Annotated in this window: 17 protein-coding genes and 1 pseudogene; 7 read left to right on the forward strand and 11 right to left on the reverse strand. The window is 63.4% G+C overall.

The annotated features are described in order from the left end of the window. The first annotated feature begins 168 nt into the window (after positions 1-168). Complete coding sequence (locus D0B32_RS08995; protein ID WP_117333622.1) at positions 169-1,116, forward strand: SH3 domain-containing protein; 948 nt, start codon at positions 169-171, stop codon at positions 1,114-1,116. A 25-nt stretch (positions 1,117-1,141) separates the two neighbouring features. Beyond that, complete coding sequence (locus D0B32_RS09000) at positions 1,142-1,681, forward strand: ankyrin repeat domain-containing protein (protein ID WP_117333623.1); 540 nt, start codon at positions 1,142-1,144, stop codon at positions 1,679-1,681. A 145-nt stretch (positions 1,682-1,826) separates the two neighbouring features. Here D0B32_RS09000 and D0B32_RS09005 read toward each other — a convergent pair. The 5 genes and pseudogenes from D0B32_RS09005 to D0B32_RS09025 form a co-directional block, all read right to left on the reverse strand. Next, positions 1,827-2,474, reverse strand: a pseudogene (locus tag D0B32_RS09005) (glycosyltransferase); the annotation flags it as partial. After that, on the reverse strand, positions 2,471-3,070 hold the full coding sequence (locus D0B32_RS09010) for an SAM-dependent methyltransferase (protein ID WP_117333625.1): 600 nt from the start codon (positions 3,068-3,070) through the stop codon (positions 2,471-2,473). The pseudogene D0B32_RS09005 and the gene D0B32_RS09010, both read right to left, overlap by 4 nt. Positions 3,071-3,128: 58 nt before the next feature. Next, positions 3,129-4,382, reverse strand: coding sequence for an acyl-CoA dehydrogenase (locus D0B32_RS09015; RefSeq protein WP_259294946.1), 1,254 nt, complete (start codon positions 4,380-4,382; stop codon positions 3,129-3,131). Positions 4,383-4,698: 316 nt separating this feature from the next. Then, positions 4,699-5,916, reverse strand: a complete 1,218-nt coding sequence (locus D0B32_RS09020) for an acetate/propionate family kinase (protein WP_117333626.1) — start codon at positions 5,914-5,916, stop codon at positions 4,699-4,701. A 4-nt stretch (positions 5,917-5,920) separates the two neighbouring features. Continuing rightward, positions 5,921-8,323 (reverse strand): phosphoketolase, encoded by a 2,403-nt coding sequence (locus D0B32_RS09025; protein ID WP_117333627.1) that lies wholly within the window; start codon positions 8,321-8,323, stop codon positions 5,921-5,923. A gap of 411 nt (positions 8,324-8,734) precedes the next feature. Here D0B32_RS09025 and D0B32_RS09030 point away from each other — a divergent pair, with 411 nt between their 5' ends. Further along, positions 8,735-9,025: a nucleotidyltransferase family protein gene (locus tag D0B32_RS09030; RefSeq protein ID WP_117334142.1), complete on the forward strand. Its 291-nt coding sequence runs from the start codon at positions 8,735-8,737 to the stop codon at positions 9,023-9,025. 77 nt (positions 9,026-9,102) lie between these two features. On the opposite strand, the gene D0B32_RS09035 is transcribed toward D0B32_RS09030, so the two are convergent. Together D0B32_RS09035 and D0B32_RS09040 are read right to left on the reverse strand one after the other, a co-directional pair. Next, entirely contained in the window at positions 9,103-9,774 is a 672-nt protein-coding gene (locus tag D0B32_RS09035; protein WP_117333628.1) for an HAD family hydrolase, read from the reverse strand. A gap of 662 nt (positions 9,775-10,436) precedes the next feature. Then, positions 10,437-11,411, reverse strand: coding sequence for a MerR family transcriptional regulator (locus D0B32_RS09040; RefSeq protein ID WP_181969766.1), 975 nt, complete (start codon positions 11,409-11,411; stop codon positions 10,437-10,439). 813 nt (positions 11,412-12,224) lie between these two features. On the opposite strand from D0B32_RS09040, the gene D0B32_RS32490 reads away from it, so the two are divergent. Continuing rightward, on the forward strand, positions 12,225-12,383 hold the full coding sequence (locus D0B32_RS32490) for a hypothetical protein (protein WP_181969767.1): 159 nt from the start codon (positions 12,225-12,227) through the stop codon (positions 12,381-12,383). A 74-nt stretch (positions 12,384-12,457) separates the two neighbouring features. Here the strand turns inward: D0B32_RS32490 and D0B32_RS09045 are convergent, their stop codons facing one another. Then, complete coding sequence (locus D0B32_RS09045; RefSeq protein WP_117333630.1) at positions 12,458-13,360, reverse strand: MOSC domain-containing protein; 903 nt, start codon at positions 13,358-13,360, stop codon at positions 12,458-12,460. 100 nt (positions 13,361-13,460) lie between these two features. Continuing rightward, positions 13,461-14,042, reverse strand: coding sequence for a cytochrome b (locus D0B32_RS09050; RefSeq protein ID WP_181969768.1), 582 nt, complete (start codon positions 14,040-14,042; stop codon positions 13,461-13,463). Between the two features lie 240 nt (positions 14,043-14,282). Here D0B32_RS09050 and D0B32_RS09055 point away from each other — a divergent pair, with 240 nt between their 5' ends. The 3 genes from D0B32_RS09055 (at position 14,283) to D0B32_RS09065 (ending at position 17,692) form a co-directional block, all read left to right on the forward strand. Next, on the forward strand, positions 14,283-14,690 hold the full coding sequence (locus D0B32_RS09055; RefSeq protein WP_117333632.1) for a heme-binding protein: 408 nt from the start codon (positions 14,283-14,285) through the stop codon (positions 14,688-14,690). 131 nt (positions 14,691-14,821) lie between these two features. After that, positions 14,822-16,996, forward strand: coding sequence for a malate synthase G (locus tag D0B32_RS09060; protein WP_117333633.1), 2,175 nt, complete (start codon positions 14,822-14,824; stop codon positions 16,994-16,996). 39 nt (positions 16,997-17,035) lie between these two features. Further along, entirely contained in the window at positions 17,036-17,692 is a 657-nt protein-coding gene (locus D0B32_RS09065) for a phosphoribosyltransferase (protein ID WP_117333634.1), read from the forward strand. On the opposite strand, the gene galU is transcribed toward D0B32_RS09065, so the two are convergent. Together galU and D0B32_RS32495 are read right to left on the reverse strand one after the other, a co-directional pair. Continuing rightward, entirely contained in the window at positions 17,673-18,566 is an 894-nt protein-coding gene (gene galU / locus D0B32_RS09070; protein ID WP_117334143.1) for a UTP--glucose-1-phosphate uridylyltransferase GalU, read from the reverse strand. The two genes, D0B32_RS09065 and galU, sit on opposite strands and share 20 nt — an antisense overlap. Positions 18,567-18,725: 159 nt before the next feature. Beyond that, positions 18,726-18,881 (reverse strand): hypothetical protein, encoded by a 156-nt coding sequence (locus tag D0B32_RS32495; protein ID WP_181969769.1) that lies wholly within the window; start codon positions 18,879-18,881, stop codon positions 18,726-18,728. Positions 18,882-18,967: the final 86 nt, after the last annotated feature.

Genomic DNA, 18,967 nt, shown 5'->3' on the forward strand with positions numbered 1-18,967 from the left:
CGTGCTTCAGCCACCTCGCTCGTGGCCGGCGGTTGTTACTTCCCGTCACGATTTCAACGGCCAGGCAACAATGTGGCAGCGCCGCATCTGCTAACCTGAACGCAGCTCGATCACCGCGCGACTACAGCGCTCCGATCCTTTAAAAGCGCTTTTCAAGGCGCGACTTTCATGCTGCTCAAGACCAACGCAACCCGAACCCTCACTCGTGCCGCCCTTGCCTCGTTGCTCGCGCTGCCGTGCTTCGCCTTCGCCCAGGTGCAGGCCTACACGAATCAGCCCGTCAATCTGATGGCGGGCCCCGACGACAGCTATCCGGTCGTCACCGGCCTCGGTCCCAATCAACCGCTCACGGTGATGGGCTGCGTCAGTGACTATTCGTGGTGCGACGTGGCGCTGGACGATCTGCGTGGCTGGATCTATGGCGACGCGATCAACTATCCGTACGAAGGCAATTACGTCCCGCTGCCGAGCTACGGTGCAGTGATCGGTTTGCCGGTGGTGGTGTTCTCGATAGACTCCTACTGGGGCCGCTATTATCAGGGCCGTCCGTGGTATGGCGATCGTGACCGCTGGCGCAACGAGCCGCCGCATGGCAATCCGCCGCCGCATCCACCGGGCGGCGGGTATGGCGGACATCCGCCGCCCCCGCAAGGCGGTCAGCCGGTGTATCGTCCACAGACGAGCCCGATCATGCCGCCGCGTGGTCCGCAGGGACAACAGCCGCCGCAGTATGGGCGGCCGCCGGAACAGGGTCAGCCGCAGCAGGGTTATGGTCGTCCTCCTGAGCAGGGTCAGCCGCAGCAGGGTTATGGCCGTGCTCCTGAGCAGGGACAGCCGCAGCAAGGGTATGGTCGTCCGCCTGAGCAGGGTCAGCCGCAGCAAGGGTATGGCCGCCCGCCGGTGCAGGGTCAGCCGCAAGCTCAGTACGGCCATCCGCCGGTGCAGGGACAACCGCAGGGGCAAATGCAGGCTCAGCCGCAGGGCCGCCCCATGCAGCCGCAGCAACCGCAGTACTCGCGGCCGCCGGCGCAGCCTCAGGCGCGTCCGCAGCCACAGGGTCAACCGCAAGGCCGCGGTGAGCCGAATCAGGGACATCGGGATCAGCCGCAAAACTGATCCTCCTCAACGCACGGAGCATGACGTGAACGACGACCTCAAGCCTTCTGCAACGGAGCCACGCAAGGAGCTCGACCCGGATCTGGTCGAACTCGCGCGCGAAGTGTTCGACCTCGCGCGGCGTGGCGACGCCAGCATGCTGGCCGCCGTGATCGACAAGGGCGTGCCGCCCAACCTGCGCAACGAGAAAGGCGACAGTCTGCTGATGCTGGCCAGCTACCACGGCCATGCGGACGCGGTCCGTACGCTGATCGAGCGCGGCGCCGACCCTGACCTGCGCAACGACAACGGACAAACTCCCATTGCCGGAGCGGCGTTCAAGGGCTTCGAAACGGTGGTGGAGACGCTGCTTGCGCACGGCGCCAATGTGGAAGGCGCGTCACCGGATGGCCGCACCGCGTTGATGATCGCGGCGATGTTCAATCGCACTGCGATCGTCGATCTGCTGCTTGCGCACGGCGCCAATCCCGCGGCGCGCGACGCCAGCGGCGTCACTCCGCTTGACGCCGCCAACCGCATGGGCGCGCCCGACACGCCCGCGCAACTCACGAAGGCTCAGTCCTGAGGCGGCCTTCGCGTTCCTGCGCAGCGCTGAGCGTGTCGATGGTGTCGACGGTATCCATGGTTTCGATGACCCTGGCGGTCTCGACTGCCTCGAACGGCTGAAGCGACTCGCGCGTCTGACGTGCTTCCGGCGCGCGATCGAGTCTCGCCGCCCATCCCGACAGCGTGTCGCCAAAGCCACCGCGTGCGCGGCTCGCACCGCGCGCGCTCGTGACCACCCGCGGCGCCGCGCTCCATGCCACCCGTGCGCCGGTTTCGACCAGACGCTCGACCAGCGCCACGTCCTCGCTACAGGCCAGCGGCGCGAAACCCCCTGCCCGTTCATACGCCGTTGCCGCTACGCCGAGGTTCGCGCCGTGCACATGCTGATGGCCGTCGGCATCCACGTAGGTCTGGCGAAAATAGTCGCGCACGTGCTGCGGATGTCCGCTCCAGTCATCGACGCAGATCGAGCCGCACACCGCATCGGCGCCGAGCGCCAGCTGTGCGGCGAGCCATCCCGCCGAGACGCGGCTGTCGGCATCCGTGAACGCGAGCCAGCGCGCGCCGTTGTCGAGCAGATGCCGTGCACCGGCTGCGCGCGCCATGCCGACATTGCGCGCCCGCAACGCGAGGGTTTCGATACCGAAGCTGCGCGCGATAGCCGCACTGCGATCCGTACAGGCATCCAGCACGACGACGATCTGCACCGGCTCATCCGCCAACGCTTCGGCGTGGCTCGCTGCGATGATCGACGCGAGGCAATGCGCGAGCAGCGCCTCTTCGTTATGGACGGGAATCACGACGCCTATCATGCCAACCCCTCGTTTTCAGCCACCGAGCGCGCGTCGCGCGTCCATACATCGAGCAGCATGTCGGCATCTTCGTAGCGGGCGAGCCGAGTGAGCCCACAGCGTGCATCGAGCAACGCATGTACCTGCGCGGCGGTTTGCGGCGCTTCGTCGAACGCGCGGCGCCAATGACAGGCGAGCAAGGTGCCGTCCTGCGCCAGCGAGCGCGACACGCACGCGCACACCCCTTCGAGATCCGCATCGGCCAGGTAATACGCCACCTCGCTCAAGACGATCAGGTCGAATTGCGTGGCGGGCCAGTCATGCGGCACGCTGCGGCGTTCGACGCGCACGTTCGGCAGTTCCGCAACGCGCGTTCTGGCGAGTTCTACGGCCGTTTCGTTGAGATCCGCAGCGAGCAGCCGGTCGCAACGCAAGGCGAGTTGCGCGGACAGTTCGCCATTCGCGCAGCCGGGCTCGAACGCATGGCGATAGCGTTCACGCGGCAACATGGCCAGTGTGAGCAGGCGTTTGCGGCGCTCGTACCAGCGCTTGCGAAAACCCCAGGGGTCATCGCCCTCGGCGTAAAGCGCGTCGAAATAGCTTTCTGTCGATGTCATGGCGAACCTTGTTTGACGCGCAACCTGACGCAAACTGAGCGCAACCTGAGCGCAAACCTCAAAGCGCCCACCCGCCGCGCCCCTCTTTGAGCAGTGCTTCGCCAAGCGCAGCCAGATCGCGCTCCGCATGACTCTGCCGCAGGAACACGGCTAGATCCGCCATCGCGCGCGCGAAGCGTTGATTGCGGCACAGCGGCGCGGCGCCAAGCGCGCGTCCGGCGTGATGCATCACTTCAGTAGCAGCGGCTTCCACCGCGAGACGCGCGCGCATGGCTGTGATCTGATGGTCAGCGCCTGGGTTGGCGTCGATCTGTGCGGCGCTCGCCCGCAGCACTTCGGCAGCACCGGTCAACGCGATATCCACCTCGCCCAGATGCGCGTGTCGATGTGCGTCGGGGCGCTTCGTGACAGCGTCGGCCAGCATTCCCGCGATACCCGCAGCCGCGCCGTACCAGCACGCGGCGATGCCTGCGCCGCCCTGCCAGAAACCGGGACGACCGACATAGGCACCGCGTGCGCCGACCTGCGATGCGGGCGTGCCGTCGAAGTGGACGTCGCCGCTTTGCGTCGCGCGCATCCCGACGGCCTGCCACGGTGCGGTCGAAATCGAAACCGATGACTGCTTCAGCGCCACCGCCGCGAGGATCGGCTGATCGTCGAGCCATGCGGTGACGAGCGTGTGACTCACGACACGCGCGCCGGAGCACCAGGCTTTGGTGCCGTTCAGTTGCAATGCTGCGCCACGGTCGCCGTCACGCACACGTGTGGCGATCAAGCGTGCGTCGGGGGCTTCCGCGGCCCATACGCCCCAAGTCTGCGGCGCGGTCTGCCTGGCGTTTGTGTCGGGCTGCGATGCGTGTTCTGGGTGTGGCTGGTTTGCCTGATGTACCTGCATGGCGTCGGCCTGCTGAGGCAATCCCAGTGAGCCGCCTCGCGCACCGCCTAGCTCCGCGAGAATCGCCAGCGCATCCGTGTGGCCTTCGAACAGTTTCACGAGGCCCAGATCGCGCGCCGCGACGGCAGCAAGAAGGCGCCAGCGCAGCAACGTATCACCACTGCCTGGCAGTGGCAGTCGATCGTAACCACGCTCGATCAGTTGCCTCAGGACCTCGCCCAACGCGAGCGGATCCTCCGCATCGAAAGCGATCTCGGAGAGGAAAGTGTCGAGGGTGTCCAGCGCTGCGAGCGCGGTCACTGGATTTTTTACCGAGTCCTGATGAATTGTCCCGTCAGGAAGCGCGGTGTGAATGCCACGCTTGTCGTCGCGCGGCGTAGAGACGTGGTCCGCTGCACGCACAGGGGTATCGAGCATCTGGCCTCCCTTGACCGCATGGCTTGATCGCGCGGCGATCGATTCGCCGCGGCGCTGACCATCTTCGAGCAAGGGGTGTGCCGCGCGACGCGTGAATGCCACGCGGGCAGCAGAAAAACACGAGAAAAACGCAAGAAACCGCCGGAGTCGGGCGTGACTGGTTGGAACGGGTCGGAATGGATTTGATGAAGAACGGCGCGGGTTAAATGCGCCGTGGAGGCCAGGTGAGAATCGGGCGAGCCAGGGTGTGCCCTTGATAAGCGTGCAATAAACGCTAAATGAATCCCACCCTGACACCCAACCGCCCGCCCGCAATTCAGCTAGAAGACTGCAGCAACGCGCGGCAATGACGTGCGATCTGCCGCTCTTCTTCCGTATGCAACGTCCGCACCTTGCCGGCCGGATCATCCACGCGCAGGCCGAGAAACTCCAGTCCGGCGCACACGCGTCGACGCACCTCGGCGCTGTGCTCGCCGATACCGCCCGCGAACACCAGCAAGTCGATGCCGCCCAGCAATGCCGCGTAGGCGCCCACGTATTTGCGCACCGCCGTGGCGAAGGCATCCACGGCAAGTTCGGCGTGCTGATCGCCTGCCGCGCAGCGTTTCACCAGTGCCTGCATGTCGCCTTCGCCTTCCGTGAAGCCGGTGAGACCGCTCTGGTGGTTCAGCAGCGTTTCGAGTTTGTCCGCGTCGAGCCCTTCGGTGCGCATCAGATACAGCAGCACGCCCGGATCGAGATCGCCGCTGCGCGTGGCCATCGGGATACCGCCCGTCGGGGTCAGGCCCATCGACGTATGCACGCTGACGCCATCGCGCAACGCGCACAGACTCGAACCATTGCCCAGATGCGCAAACACGGCGCGCGCGGGCAGCTCGGCCCCGAGTTGCCGCACCAATGATTCGTACGACAAACCATGAAAGCCATAGCGGATCACACCGGCCTCGGCGTAACGGCGCGGCAGCGGCAACTGCGCCGCAACCGGCGGCAAGGTCCGGTGAAAGGCGGTGTCGAAACAGGCGAATTGCAGCGCGTCGTCGAAGGTCTTGCTGGCCTGGTCGATGAGGGCCAGCGCGGGCGGAATATGCAGGGGCGCGAAGTGGACCGCGTCCTCCAGCTGTTTGCGGACAGCAGGCGTGATGCGCTGATGGTCCCTGAGATGCGGACCGCCATGCACCACGCGGTGGCCCACCGCCACCGGCCGCGCATGCCCGTGCTGCGCGAGTATCTCGGCCAGCTTGTGCAGCGCCTCGGTTTGCGACTGCAGGGTGTGATCCGTCTGCAACAGCACCTTGCCATCACCGGACTTCACCTGAAGCCGGCCATCCGCGCGACCGATGCCCTCGGCGCTGCCTTCCAGCAGAAGCGCTTCGTCGCTGGAATCGCTGGAATCGGGCGCGCTCGCAGCACCGTTAGCGGATCGCTCCGGCTGCCCGGCGCTGAACAACCCGAACTTGAGCGACGACGACCCGCTGTTCAGCACCAGGATGGTCTGCGGACCGGATGAGTTGCGCGCGTGAGCGGTGTCGGACATTGCGTCACCCCGTCCATGTCCAGTTGCGGATCTCGTCCCGGTCGATGCCCTCTTCGTGCGCATACGCAAGCTGCTCGATGATCTGGCCGCGCAGCCATTCCTTCGTGTGATCGCCCACGCCGCGCAGACCAGGCACCCGTTCGATCACGTCGATGGCGAGCGAAAAGCGATCCACCTGGTTGATGATCGCCAGTTCGAGTGGCGTGTTGATGTTGCCTTTCTCGTGATAGCCGTGCACGTGCAGATTCTCGTGATTGGCGCGCTTGTAGGTGAGCTTGTGCACCAGCGACGCGTACGAGTGGAAATTGAAGATCACCGGCTTGTCGGCCGTGAACAGCGAATTGAAATCGCGGTCCGACAGGCCGTGCGGATGCTCGGTATCGGGCATCAGGCGGAACAGGTCCACCACGTTGACGAAGCGGATCTTCAGCGCGGGAAACTTCTCTTTAAGAATCTGCACGGCGGCGAGCGACTCCATCGTCGGAATATCGCCGGCGCAGGCCATGACGACGTCCGGCTCGGTGCCGTGGTCCGTGGAAGCCCAGTCCCAGATGCCAATGCCCTTCGTGCAATGCGTGACGGCCGCGTCCATATCCAGGTACTGCAGATGCGGCTGCTTGTCGGCCACGATCACGTTGACGTAATCGCGTGAACGCAGACAGTGATCGGCCACGCTCAACAGGCAATTGGCGTCGGGCGGCAAGTAGATGCGCACCACGTTCGGGCTTTTGTTGGTGACGACGTCGAGAAAACCGGGGTCCTGATGGGTGAAGCCGTTGTGATCCTGACGCCACACCAGCGACGTGATCAATAGATTGATGGATGGCACCGGCTGACGCCATCTGAGTTCGAGCTTCGATTTTTCCAGCCACTTGGCGTGCTGGTTGAACATCGAATCGATCACGTGCACGAAGGCTTCGTAGGTGGCGAACAAGCCGTGACGGCCGGTAAGCACGTAGCCTTCGAACCAGCCTTCGAGCGTGTGCTCGCTCAGCATTTCCATGACCCGGCCGTCGACGGACAAATCGCCGCCATCGGCATCGCTCGGTTCGGTTTCCGCGAGCCAGGTTTTTTCCGAGGCTTCGTAGATTGCGGTCAGCTTGTTGCTGGCCGTTTCATCCGGACCGAACACGCGAAACTGATCCATGTTCCGGCGCATTACTTCGCACAGGAAGCGGCCCAGCACTTCCGTGGGCGAGGTATAGCTTGCCGCCGGCGTGGCGACCTCGATGCCGAATTCGCGGAACGGCGGCATGTCCAGCGCCTTGCACAACAGCCCGCCATTCGCGTGCGGATTGGCGCTGATGCGGCGTGCACCGAGCGGTGCCATCTCACGCAGTTCGGCAACGAGGCGACCTTTTTCGTCGAACAGGTCCTCGGGGCCGTACCGCTTCATCCATTCTTCGACCAGTTTGAGACTCGCCTCATTGGTGGCCGGATCGAGAACCGGCACCTGATGCGCGCGCCAGGAGCCTTCCACCTTGTGACCGTCGACCTCTTTCGGACCGGTCCAGCCTTTCGGCGAACGCAGCACGATCATCGGCCAGCGCGGACGTCCGGCGTCACCGCTCGAGCGTGCTTTTTGCTGGATGGCGCGGATTTCGCCGATGCAATGCTCGAGCGTCGCGGCCATTTTCTGATGCATCGGCTCGTGCTCGTCGCCTTCGACGAAATACGGCTCGTGGCCATAACCCCTTAGCAGCGATTCGAGTTCGTCACGCGGGATGCGCGCCAGAATGGTCGGATTGGCGATCTTGTAGCCATTCAGATGCAGCACCGGCAGCACTGCGCCGTCGCGGATCGGATTGAGAAACTTGTTCGAATGCCACGAGGTGGCGAGCGGCCCGGTCTCCGCTTCGCCGTCGCCCACCATCACGGTGACGATCAGGTCGGGGTTGTCGAATGCGGCACCATAGCCATGCGAAAGGCTGTAACCCAGTTCGCCGCCTTCGTGAATCGAGCCGGGCGTTTCCGGCGTGCAGTGCGAACCAATGCCGCCGGGAAACGAGAACTGGCGGAAAAAGCGCAGCATGCCGGCTTCGTCCTCGCTGCGGTCCGGATAGATTTCCGAGTAGCGTCCTTCCAGATAGCTGCTGGCGAGCGTGGCCGGCGCCCCATGCCCAGGGCCGGCAATATAGACCACGTTCAGATCGAGCTTCTTGATGAGGCGATTCAGATGCACCAGCAAAAAGCTCTGCCCCGGATCCGAGCCCCAGTGTCCGAGCAGGCGCCGTTTGAAGTGCTCGGGCTTGAGCGGCTCGCGCAGCAACGGGTTGGCGCGCAGGTAGATCATGCCGGCCGCCAGGTAGTTGCAGGCGTTCCAGTAGCGTTGCATCTTGCGCAGGGTGTCGGGATCCAGCGGCGCCTGGTTGAGGGATTCGGGGAGATTCGAACGGGTTTCGGCCATCGGGTCACTCCATGATATGGATTGCCGGCGCGCCTCGTGGCGCGCGAAACATGCGGGATAACGCAAGAGACGGCGCGGGCGGACGTTCGCAGGGCGACGCACCCGCCGGGTGATTCATCGAACGGTCATCAATGACATGGTCGCGGGCGCAGACGACGATTTCGTGTCAAACGGGACGTGAAGCGTGTTGCAGAGCTTGCTGTGAAACTTGCTGTGAAGCGTGTTGCCAAGCGCGTGACGGTTCTGCGCGCGGCCACAAGGCTACAAGAGCAGCAGATATCGTGCCTTGATCAGAAGCGGCGAATGAGTGGACGGGTGAATGTGCAATCTGCCGGTCTTTCCAGTGGAACGACCTCAAAACTTTATACTCGCGTACCCGTCCCCTCAATGATGTTGGTCAAGAGGAAGTTCATGCGACCGTCTGTTGCACTGGAGATGAAGCGCACCGCAGTACGCGAAGCGGTGAGCCGCTTTCACGTAGAAAATCTGCGCGTCTTTGGGTCCGCTTTGCACGGGACCGACGAGGAAGGCAGCGATCTGGATCTGCTGGTCGATGCGCTGCCTGGCACCACGTTATTCGACCTTGGCGGCTTGCAGGAACAACTGGAGACTTTGCTCGGCGTGCGGGTCGATCTGCTGACACCAGCAGATCTCCCCACGCGGTTTCGGGCCAGTGTACTCGCAGAGGCGAAACCTGTTTGACTGGGAACCGGCTGCGCGATGAGTTCGACCCAATGCAGCGGGCCGCGACGGACCCGCCATCGCGCAGCCTGCTACCACTACGCCGTCAGCGCCTCCAGACTCATGGTAGCCAGCTCACCAATGTGCTCCACCGTCACATCCGCTGAAGGATACGTCGTCAGCGCGACCGGATCGTGCGCGTAGTGCCCCTGGCGCGGAAACACCGTTTTCAGGCGCGCCTTCCAGATCTCTTTCATCGCAGCCAGGATGCGCAGCTTGTCGTCGATCATCACGTAGCGCCGCGCCGGATAGCGCTGCTCCACCTCGCCCAGCATCTGTTCCTTGTGCACGTAGATCAGCACGCGGCCTTCCACCGCGTCCCACAGCCCGGCCTGCTTGATTTTGCGCGGCTGGAACACCACGTCGCCATCGGACAGGATCACCGTGGGCCCGAGCGTGCGCAGACGCGCCAGCGCGTCGAGCGCGCCGGGGAACACGCGGGTGGGGAACGGGTAGTCGATCAGGAACGACGACATCAACATCAGCCGGGTATCGCACTGCCGCTCCAGCCGGTAACGTTGCAAGGCCCCCAGATAATCCGCGTAGCCGAGTTCGCTGCGCAGGGTTTCGAAAATTTCCCAATACCGGTTGCTGCTCGTGGTGCCGAACTGTTCGGTCAGATGGGTGCGCAAATCCGCCACCACGTGATCGTTGTCCAGCAGGGTATTGTCGACATCGAGCAGGAATACGATTTCTTCAGGCGCGCTCATACGATGAATTCCTCCACAAGCGGTTGCAATGGCGGGTGTGTTGGCGGTTGTCGGTGCGACTGGCTTGATGATACCCGCGGACGGCCGAAGACGCCGCTTTCGTGGACAAGCCCGCGTCAGCCGGAAGCGCAGCGGCGAGCGGAGACGCCAGTCAGTTGAATGCCAGCAAGGGAATGTGCAGGAGGAAAATGCTAAGCGCTCCGAAGCAATTATCGGTCCGTCAATGGAGTGTGGAAGCGCATTGCCGCGTTGAGCGTACAGAAATAACGGCAGGGATCAGGCCTGGAAAAAACGACGGCAAATTGACAGGAAGCAACCGCCCCGACCAGGCACCGCAGAAAGACGCTGTAGAAAAGATGCCCCAAAAAAGATGCGCGCTCCCGGCAGCCGACATGGGGGCGCGCACTTCAGTAAAGCAGAACGGCCCGCGGATCGGGGACATCCGTTGCAAGGCCACTCCGCCTTGTTAGCGTAGGCCGGTCCGCGAGAACTGCAAAGCGTTAAATCTGCTTCAAGAGTGACTCATCGGCGCCGGTTCACATAGGCCGGCTCACTTGTGGCCACCTGCCTGCGACGACTCGAAACAACCCGATTCACGTGCATCGCATCCTCGGCCTGACAATGTGATACGCCGCTATTCAGCCCCTCGCCTTCCCGCGCGATCAGGTTTCCTCAGGCGCCCACCGCTCCTCACGCGCCACCCGCTCGAGCGCCAGTTCGAACATCGCGCGGGCGCGGTTGGCAATCTCCGCCAGGTAGCGATGCAACGCGGCATCGGCGGGCGAACGTGACTGGCAATCGTCGCTGTACTGCTCGAAGGCCGACAGTTGCCGCACCAGATCCGCGAGGTGCCGCGGACACTCGCAGGCAATCGTCGATGAGCGCCCCGCAATGGCCGCGAGGGTCTCGTCCGAATAGCGGCGCGGCGTGCGGGCATAGGTCTCGAGGGCATCACGTGGCTGCTGCTGCGGCGACAGATCGTGCAAGACCTGCAACGCCTGATTCTTCTCCAGCGGTTCGCGATACACCCGCACGCCCGCGTGACGCAACGAACTCACCCCATGCTCCGTGCCGAACGCGTACACCACCGCCATGACCTTGGCATGCCATTTTTCGCCAAGCGCAAGCACGGCCTGCACCGCATCGTCCTGCAACGACGCCACGTGGATCACCAGCGCATCTGTCTTCAGATCGTGCGCCCTCGCATCCTGCAGGTCGTCGAAAACCGTCAGGCGTGGCTGGGTGGCGGATTGCAGTTGCGGCAGATCGCTACGCAGACGGCGCGCGAGGGCCGTGCCGACGATCACCAGGGTCGATTCCGAATCCTTCTCTGCAGGGTCAGGGGGAAAGGCCGCCTCGGCGTACGTCAGCGCGAGGCGGTCGAGTTGATCCAGTTCGAGCCGGGCAATCGAGCCAATGGCGTGACCGCGCTCCACAAGTTTCTTCAGCAGCACCAGCCGCCGCACATCCTGCGATGAATACAGACGCTGGCCCGACGGCGTCTTGGGCGGCGAGACCACACCGTAGCGCCGCTCCCAGATACGCAGCGTGGTGACCGGCATGCGCGCGAGGCGCGCCGCCGCACCGCTCCGATAACACGGGAGTTGGGCCTTGTCTTCGTCTTCAGTTGGTGTCATGGATGAAGCCATCTTGATACACGATAGTTCTATGCAAAGCGCGTCACGTCATCAATACAGGGTGCCTCTGACGCGCAAATGAGTCACACATGAAAAAGTATAGGCGGCAAAACAGAAACATAAACATGACAAATCGAATATTTACCGAGTCAGTTTCGCTTCATCTCCATTCAACGTTTTGCGTATTTTTTCTGGAATGGTGCGAGTGGGAAAAGCGGCGCGACCCTGCGCGGTCTCTATCTGCGTGCGAGCGCGCGTGGCGAGTCAAGGCGTGCACGCTCGACACCATTGGCGGGAATCACGTTAAGTGCAGTGAGCCGGACGTGGCTCTGATGTGATGGCCTCGCATCGAGGCCCGATGCGGCGGCGTCAAAAGAAAGGCCCGGCATAGGGCCGGGCCTGCAAAGGTCGCGCCGAGGCGGAGCCAAGGGCAACTGGACGTTACTGACAACATACACACGGACTATGTCGAAACCTTGATCGGAGGGGAGGCCGACCAAAGCGCGAGACACGGATCCAATGTATTGACCGTAACTTAAAGCAGCCTTAAGAGACGCCACAAAATGAAAATGCGAGAAAAACTGCGGCGCAACTACGAAGCGATGACGGGGCGACTACGCGGCCCGATTCTTACGCGGCGGCACCCGGCCCTCGTGGCCTACCCCACTCCTCATTGTGGTTTAAGCTTGGCGGCATATCCTCCAGACGCTGTGGTGACCTGTCTTCGTGGCCACCTACGCCGATGCGCAGCGCTGTCGCATCGCACACATGGCCTGCCTGGATGCGGCCCCACGCCTTGAATGAACGAGGATCATGAAAGAATATGAAAGCCCGGGACCGGCCACGGTCTCAACCGCACGCCGTGCGCCTTCGTCGAGCCTGATGGTATGGGTCGTGGTACTGACGTTGCCCATCACCATTATCGCGCTAGGCATCGCCTTCGAAATCTTTGGGCTGCTATTGCGCGCGTAGGGTCAATGACGGGGTAACAACCGCATCGACGCCGATGCAACGGCGGCGCTGCGCCGTCGCTGCATCAAAAACATCTAGTCGCCGAAGCTCAATTCGGCGTCGACCGTTTGGCCCAGTGCAAGCACGGCGCCCTCGCCTGCGGCAACGATCGCGTTCTGGCCGAACGTCAACGCACCGTCGAGCCGCGCATTGCCTCGATACGTTGCCATCGTATCCAGCGGTTCGTTCGGCCAGTCGGCATGGGGCGCGCCGGTTGCCTGATCGATGGTGGGAATCGGACAGCGCGCGCACGGCTTGATCAGGTTCAACTGCACCGCGCGTTCGCCACTTGTCGCGCGCGCCGCTTCGATGCCATCCCATGCCTGGATCGTGACCTGCTCCACGTAGTCCTCCTCGTATGCATCGAGCCCGCCAATCACCAGATTGGGCCGGAAGCGGTTCATCGGAATGGACGGCGCTCCCTTGCCGGTGAGCCGCGTGTTGAGGTCGTCGAGCGAGGACTCGCCGATCACCAGCAGCGGGAACCCATCGGAGAACTGCGCCGTAGCCGCGATGCCACCGGTCCAGCGCGCGTCGGCCGGACGCGGCACGGAGGGATCGAAGCGCACGAGGCGCGCCGCTTCGCCAAGAAAGCTCGAAAACCAGCCAGCGGCTTCCGGCCCGGTATCGAATGCCTGCACGGTGTCGTCCCAGATGCTCACGGTGACGTTTTGCATCGACGCGGTGCTCTCGATTGCGAGTGGCGTGCGCAACGCGGCCATGCCTGGCGCCGACAGGATCAGGTCGTGCTCGTCCAGCGCGACCTCGACGAGCGCAAGACGCGCGTGGCTACGCTGCGTCAGCATGCGGCCGGCCGGATTGGTCACCATCCAGTTGCGGTCGTATTCGAGCCCGGTGGGCAACAGCCGCACCTCGCTCACGGCTATCCCGCCGCACGATTTGACCGGATAGACGTAAAGAGCGCTGATGGAAGGCATGGCAAAGACCGGGCGAGAAGAGACGAAATGAGACGAAATGGGACGAAATGACAGACCGAAAACCGATTGTAAGTCACCCCGCGCCCGGACAAAAAACGCCTCAGCGCTTGCCTGCCCGTCCCGTCATGCGGCCCAGAATGTCCACCCGCTGGATCAACTGGTGATACACCACCGCCAGCACGTGCCCCGCGATCAGCACGTAAGTCAGGTAGGCCAGCAGCCCGTGAATGCGTGAGCCCAGATGACCGAGCGCCTTGTCCTGCGGCACCACGGCGGGCACCTGAAACAGCCAGAACCAGTTCACCGGATGGCCGCCGCCATACGAATTGATGTAGCCGCTGATCGGCATGGCGAACAGGATCAGATACAGCAGCCCGTGACCGATGTGCGCGAGGGTTTGTTCGAAGGCCGGAATACTTTGCGGCAACGGCGGCGCGCTGCCCGCGAGCCGCGTGACCACGCGAATCAGCGTCAGCAGCAGCACCGTCAGCCCGATGGACTTGTGCAGGTTCACCCAGTTGCCGCGCGACGGATCATGGCGGTCCATGCTCGTCATGTACCACGCGAGCGGAATCACCACGAACATGCAGAGCGCGGTCAGCCAGTGCAGCACGCGCAAGGTGGCGCTGTAGGTTGGACTGGCGGACGGCAGCGCTGAAATGGATTGCGAGGTGCGGGACATGATGGACGCCTTGCGAAGTCGGACATCACAGAGTGGCACAAAAAACGGCCGGTGGGCCATTGGCAAATCACCGGCAATTATTAAGCACGGTTACATCCCGACGACGATCCAGACAAGGTCCGATCCACGCCCAGCAAGGCTGCCTGCGATTTCCGCCTCACGCTCAGGCCGCTTGGACGTAAAATTAGCGACCGTGTCTGTCAAAGCTTCATTACTTTCACCTGTACAGGAAAATTCATTATGCTGACGAAATCCGTGTTGAGCGTTGCCGAAACCACGCAGATTCTCGCTGCCGCGCGAGCCGAGGCCGAGAAGAACGCATGGCCCGTCACGATTGCGGTCGTCGATGATGGTGGCCATCTGCTCAGTCTGCTGCGCCTCGACGGCTGTGCACCGATTGGTGCGTACATCGCCACGGAGAAAGCCCGCACCTCCGCACTCGGGCGGCGTGAATCGAAGCAATACGAAGACATGATCAACGGCGGCCGCACCGCGTTTCTGAGCGCGCCGGTGCTGTCGGGCACGCTGGAAGGCGGCGTGCCGGTGATCGTCGACGGCCAGGTGATCGGCGCAGTGGGTGTGTCCGGCGTGAAGGCGGATCAGGACGCGCAGATCGCCAAGGCGGGCGCCGCCGCGCTCAACGGTTGATACCGCAGCCACGGTAAAGCAACCGCTCGAAGCACGCGCCTTGAAGCACAGCCTCTAAGCACAGCATCGAAGTACAGCATGACCAGGCCGATGACCCCACATCGGCCCAGCCAACATAGATGGAGCAGTCCATGACTCAGACGACCAAGGCAGGCGGACTGCAGGTAGCCGCGAATCTCTTCCAGTTTGTCGAACAGGAGGCCCTGCCGGGCACCGGTGTCGACAGCGACGCATTCTGGAACGGGTTCGGCGCGCTCGTGCACGACCTCGCCCCGAAGAACCGCGCGCTGCTGGCCGAGCGCGACCGCCTGCAAACCGAACTCGATCAATGGCACCGCGCGCATCCCGGCCCGGTGCGCGACCTCGCCGCCTACCGCAGCTTCCTCGAAAGCATCGGCTATATCGTGCCGGTGCCCGCCAAGGTGAGCGCCACGACCGACCACGTGGACCGCGAGATTGCCGAGCAGGCTGGCCCGCAACTGGTGGTGCCGCTGTCCAACCAGCGTTATGCACTCAACGCCGCCAATGCGCGTTGGGGCAGCCTGTACGACGCGCTGTACGGCACCGACGCCATTCCCGACACCGACGGCGCTGCAAAGCAGGCCGCCTTCAACCCCGTGCGCGGCGAGCGCGTGATCGCGCGGGCGCGTGCCTTCCTCGATCAGGCGGCGCCGCTCGCAAGCGGCTCGCACGTGGATGCCACGCGCTACAGCGTCGAAGACGGCAAACTGGTGGTGACGTTCAAGAGCGGCAGCAGCGTACTGAAAACGCCGGCGCAGTTCATCGGCTATCAAGGCGAAGCGGGCGCGCCCTCCGCCGTGCTGCTCAAGCACAACGGCCTGCACTTCGAAATCCAGATCGACGCCAGCGACTCGATCGGCAAGACCGACAGCGCGCACGTCAAGGACGTGCTGATGGAAGCGGCGGTGAGCACGATCATCGACTGCGAAGACTCGGTGGCCGCCGTCGACGCGGACGACAAGGTCCAGCTCTATCGCAACTGGCTCGGTCTGATGAACGGCGATCTCACGGAAGAGGTCACCAAGAACGGCAAGACCTTCACGCGCCGCCTCAACGCGGATCGCGAATACACCGGCGCGGACGGCGCGAACGTGAAACTGCACGGCCGCTCGCTGCTGTTCATCCGCAACGTGGGTCACCTGATGACCAACCCGGCGGTGCTCGATCGCGACGGCAACGAAATTCCGGAAGGGATTCTCGATGCCGTCATCACCACGCTGTGCGCGCTGCACGACCGTCAGCACAAGCTCAACTCGCGCACCGGCTCGATCTACATCGTCAAGCCGAAGATGCACGGCCCGGCTGAAGTCGCGTTTGCGAGCGAGCTGTTTGCACGCGTCGAAGACCTGCTCGGGCTCGAACGCAATGCGATCAAGATGGGCATCATGGACGAGGAACGCCGTACCAGCGTGAACCTCGCCGCCTGTATCGCGCAGGCCTCGGAGCGTGTCGCGTTCATCAACACCGGCTTTCTCGACCGCACCGGCGACGAGATGCATACCGCCATGGAAGCGGGCCCGATGCTGCGCAAGGGCGACATGAAATCCACCGCGTGGATCAGCGCCTACGAGCGCAGCAACGTGCTGGTGGGTCTGGCTGCGGGCCTGCGTGGCCGCGCGCAGATCGGCAAGGGCATGTGGGCCATGCCGGATCTGATGCACGCCATGCTGGAACAGAAAATCGCTCATCCGAAGGCCGGCGCCAACACCGCGTGGGTGCCCTCGCCCACCGCCGCCACGCTGCATGCGTTGCACTACCATCAGGTGGACGTGCAGGCGGTGCAAAAGGAACTGGAAAAGATCGACCTGGCGAGCGTGCGCGACGAACTGCTCGACGGTCTGCTGACCATTCCGGTGGTCGAAGCCGCGAAGTGGAGCGACGACGAGATCCGCCAGGAAGTCGAAAACAACGCACAGGGCATTCTCGGCTACGTGGTGCGCTGGGTGGATCAGGGCGTGGGTTGCTCGAAGGTGCCGGACATCAACAACGTCGGCTTGATGGAAGACCGCGCCACGCTGCGCATTTCCAGCCAGCACATCGCGAACTGGCTGTACCACGGCGTCGTCACGCGTGAACTGGTGCAGGAGACTTTCGAGCGCATGGCGAAGGTGGTGGATCAGCAGAATGCGGGCGACCCGCACTATCAGCCGATGGCGCCCAACTTCGACGCGTCGCTCGCCTTCAAGGCCGCCTGTGCGCTGGTGTACGAAGGCCGTCAGCAGCCAAGCGGCTACACCGAGCCGTTGCTCCACAAGTTCCGGCTCGAGGTAAAGAAGGCGTCCTGACCGGGGCCGCCGGGGTCATCGCGTGGGAGGTCGCTAGTCATGGACCGCATCTTTGCGAATCGAACGGAAGCCGGCCGCGCGCTCGCGCGGCATCTGCGTGCTTATGCAAAACGCCCTGACGTGGTGGTGCTCGCACTGCCGCCCGGGGGCGTGCCGGTGGCCTGGGAAGTGGCCGCCGCGCTGGAGGCGCCGCTCGATCTGTTGATGGTGCGCAAGCTCGGGGTGCCCTGGCAGGAAGAACTGGCGATGGGCGCGCTGGCCTCGGGTGGTGCGCTTTACGTGGACCATGCGCTGATGCGCGAAGCTGCGGTCGGCGAGCCCGAATTTGCTCAGGCACTCGCTGCCGCACGGCTCGAACTGGCGCGGCGCGAAATCCTGTACCGCGCGGCTCGACCGGCGGTGGACGTAACAGCGCGCGTCGCCATCGTGGTGGATGACGGCATGGCCACGGGTGCCACGCTGCTCGCCGCGGTGCGCGCCCTGCGCGGCCACGCGCCGGCGAAAATCGTGGCGGCGCTGCCGGTTGCGCCGCACGATGCCCGCGCAAGACTCGGCGACGCCATCGACGAATTCGTCTGTGTGATGACGCCGCGAGTCTTTTTCAGCGTTGGGCAGTTCTACGACGACTTCGCCGAAACCACCGACGACGACGTACGCGCGCTGCTGGCCTCAGCGTTCAGGCCGCCGCAGCCGTGAGATGCAGCGGCAGATAGCTCTGCAGATACGCCTCGAAATCCGCTTTCACTTCCGGATGACGCAGCGCGAATTCCACCGTCGCCTTCAGGTAGCCCAGCTTGCTGCCGCAATCGAAGCGCGTGCCGAAGTAGCGATAAGCCAGCACCTGTTCTTCGCTCAGCAGCGACTCCAGCGCGTCGGTCAGTTGCAGTTCGCCGCCCGCGCCCGGCTTGAGCGCGCGGATATGCTTGAAGATGGTCGGCATCAGCACATAGCGGCCCACCACGCCGAGATTGGACGGCGCGTCGCTCGGCGCCGGCTTTTCGACGATACCCGACAGCTTGATCACGTCCTCTTCCCACTCGCGTCCGTCCACCACGCCGTACGAACGGCTGTCCTCCCGCGCGATGGTTTCCACGCCCACCACCGAGCTGTGATAGTGATTGAAGACGTTGACGAGCTGCTTCATGACCGGCTGCGTGCTGTGCAGCAGGTCGTCCGCGAGAATCACGGCGAACGGGCTGTCGCCCACCAGCTTTTCCGCGCACATCACGGCGTGACCGAGACCGAGTGCCTCGGCCTGGCGCACGTAAAAACAGTCGACGTTCGCGGGCTTGATGCTGCGAACGAGTTCGAGCAGTTGCGCCTTGCCGCGCGCTTCCAGTTCCGACTCGATCTCATAGGACTTGTCGAAGTGATCCTCGATGGCGCGCTTGCTGCGGCCCGTCACGAAGATCATTTCGGTGATGCCGGCCGCGATGGCCTCTTCCACGGCGTACTGGATCAGAGGCTTGTCGACGATGGGCAGCATTTCCTTGGGGCTTGCCTTGGTGGCCGGCAGGAACCGTGTCCCGAGACCCGCCACGGGAAATACGGCTTTAGTGACTTTCAGCATGGTATGCATTCCCACATCGGTTGTTGAACAGGTGTAATTCGCCTCGCGGACGGCGAACGGGTCCGCTACAGATGTTCCTGAAAGCTGATCTAGCCTTCGATAAAAATTAAACGCAGACTTTTAAAAAAATCTCTCTGGTTCTGGCTGATTCATTCGGAATTAAATCGCCTCCTCCTCGCCCTCATCGGCAGGCGGCATTCTGGCGGGATTGATCCGCACACGGCCAATGGGCTCGTTGCGCAACGCCTCACGGTAGGCCGACGCGGCCACCAGAATCAGGAGCACGGCAATGCCGGCGAGCAGATGCAGGTTCATGACTCCACCTCGGGTCAGAAGAATCAGAGCATCAAACTACCATGAAAAAAACGGTAAATAATTCGTCGCATGAATCACAAACGCAT

Source organism: Paraburkholderia sp. DHOC27 (genome assembly GCF_003429005.1).
GTDB lineage: Bacteria > Pseudomonadota > Gammaproteobacteria > Burkholderiales > Burkholderiaceae > Paraburkholderia.

What these genes read in the sequence shown, in the direction of transcription:
- D0B32_RS08995 (WP_117333622.1), top strand. Translation starts at nt 169, where the DNA reads ATGCTGCTCAAGACCAACGCAACCCGAACCCTCACTCGTGCCGCCCTT.
- D0B32_RS09010 (WP_117333625.1), bottom strand. Translation starts at nt 3,070, where the DNA reads ATGACATCGACAGAAAGCTATTTCGACGCGCTTTACGCCGAGGGCGAT.
- D0B32_RS09015 (WP_259294946.1), bottom strand. Translation starts at nt 4,382, where the DNA reads ATGCTCGATACCCCTGTGCGTGCAGCGGACCACGTCTCTACGCCGCGC.
- D0B32_RS09020 (WP_117333626.1), bottom strand. Translation starts at nt 5,916, where the DNA reads ATGTCCGACACCGCTCACGCGCGCAACTCATCCGGTCCGCAGACCATC.
- D0B32_RS09025 (WP_117333627.1), bottom strand. Translation starts at nt 8,323, where the DNA reads ATGGCCGAAACCCGTTCGAATCTCCCCGAATCCCTCAACCAGGCGCCG.
- D0B32_RS09030 (WP_117334142.1), top strand. Translation starts at nt 8,735, where the DNA reads ATGCGACCGTCTGTTGCACTGGAGATGAAGCGCACCGCAGTACGCGAA.
- D0B32_RS09035 (WP_117333628.1), bottom strand. Translation starts at nt 9,774, where the DNA reads ATGAGCGCGCCTGAAGAAATCGTATTCCTGCTCGATGTCGACAATACC.
- D0B32_RS09040 (WP_181969766.1), bottom strand. Translation starts at nt 11,411, where the DNA reads ATGACACCAACTGAAGACGAAGACAAGGCCCAACTCCCGTGTTATCGG.
- D0B32_RS32490 (WP_181969767.1), top strand. Translation starts at nt 12,225, where the DNA reads ATGAAAGAATATGAAAGCCCGGGACCGGCCACGGTCTCAACCGCACGC.
- D0B32_RS09045 (WP_117333630.1), bottom strand. Translation starts at nt 13,360, where the DNA reads ATGCCTTCCATCAGCGCTCTTTACGTCTATCCGGTCAAATCGTGCGGC.
- D0B32_RS09050 (WP_181969768.1), bottom strand. Translation starts at nt 14,042, where the DNA reads ATGTCCCGCACCTCGCAATCCATTTCAGCGCTGCCGTCCGCCAGTCCA.
- D0B32_RS09055 (WP_117333632.1), top strand. Translation starts at nt 14,283, where the DNA reads ATGCTGACGAAATCCGTGTTGAGCGTTGCCGAAACCACGCAGATTCTC.
- D0B32_RS09060 (WP_117333633.1), top strand. Translation starts at nt 14,822, where the DNA reads ATGACTCAGACGACCAAGGCAGGCGGACTGCAGGTAGCCGCGAATCTC.
- D0B32_RS09065 (WP_117333634.1), top strand. Translation starts at nt 17,036, where the DNA reads ATGGACCGCATCTTTGCGAATCGAACGGAAGCCGGCCGCGCGCTCGCG.
- galU (WP_117334143.1), bottom strand. Translation starts at nt 18,566, where the DNA reads ATGCTGAAAGTCACTAAAGCCGTATTTCCCGTGGCGGGTCTCGGGACA.
- D0B32_RS32495 (WP_181969769.1), bottom strand. Translation starts at nt 18,881, where the DNA reads ATGAACCTGCATCTGCTCGCCGGCATTGCCGTGCTCCTGATTCTGGTG.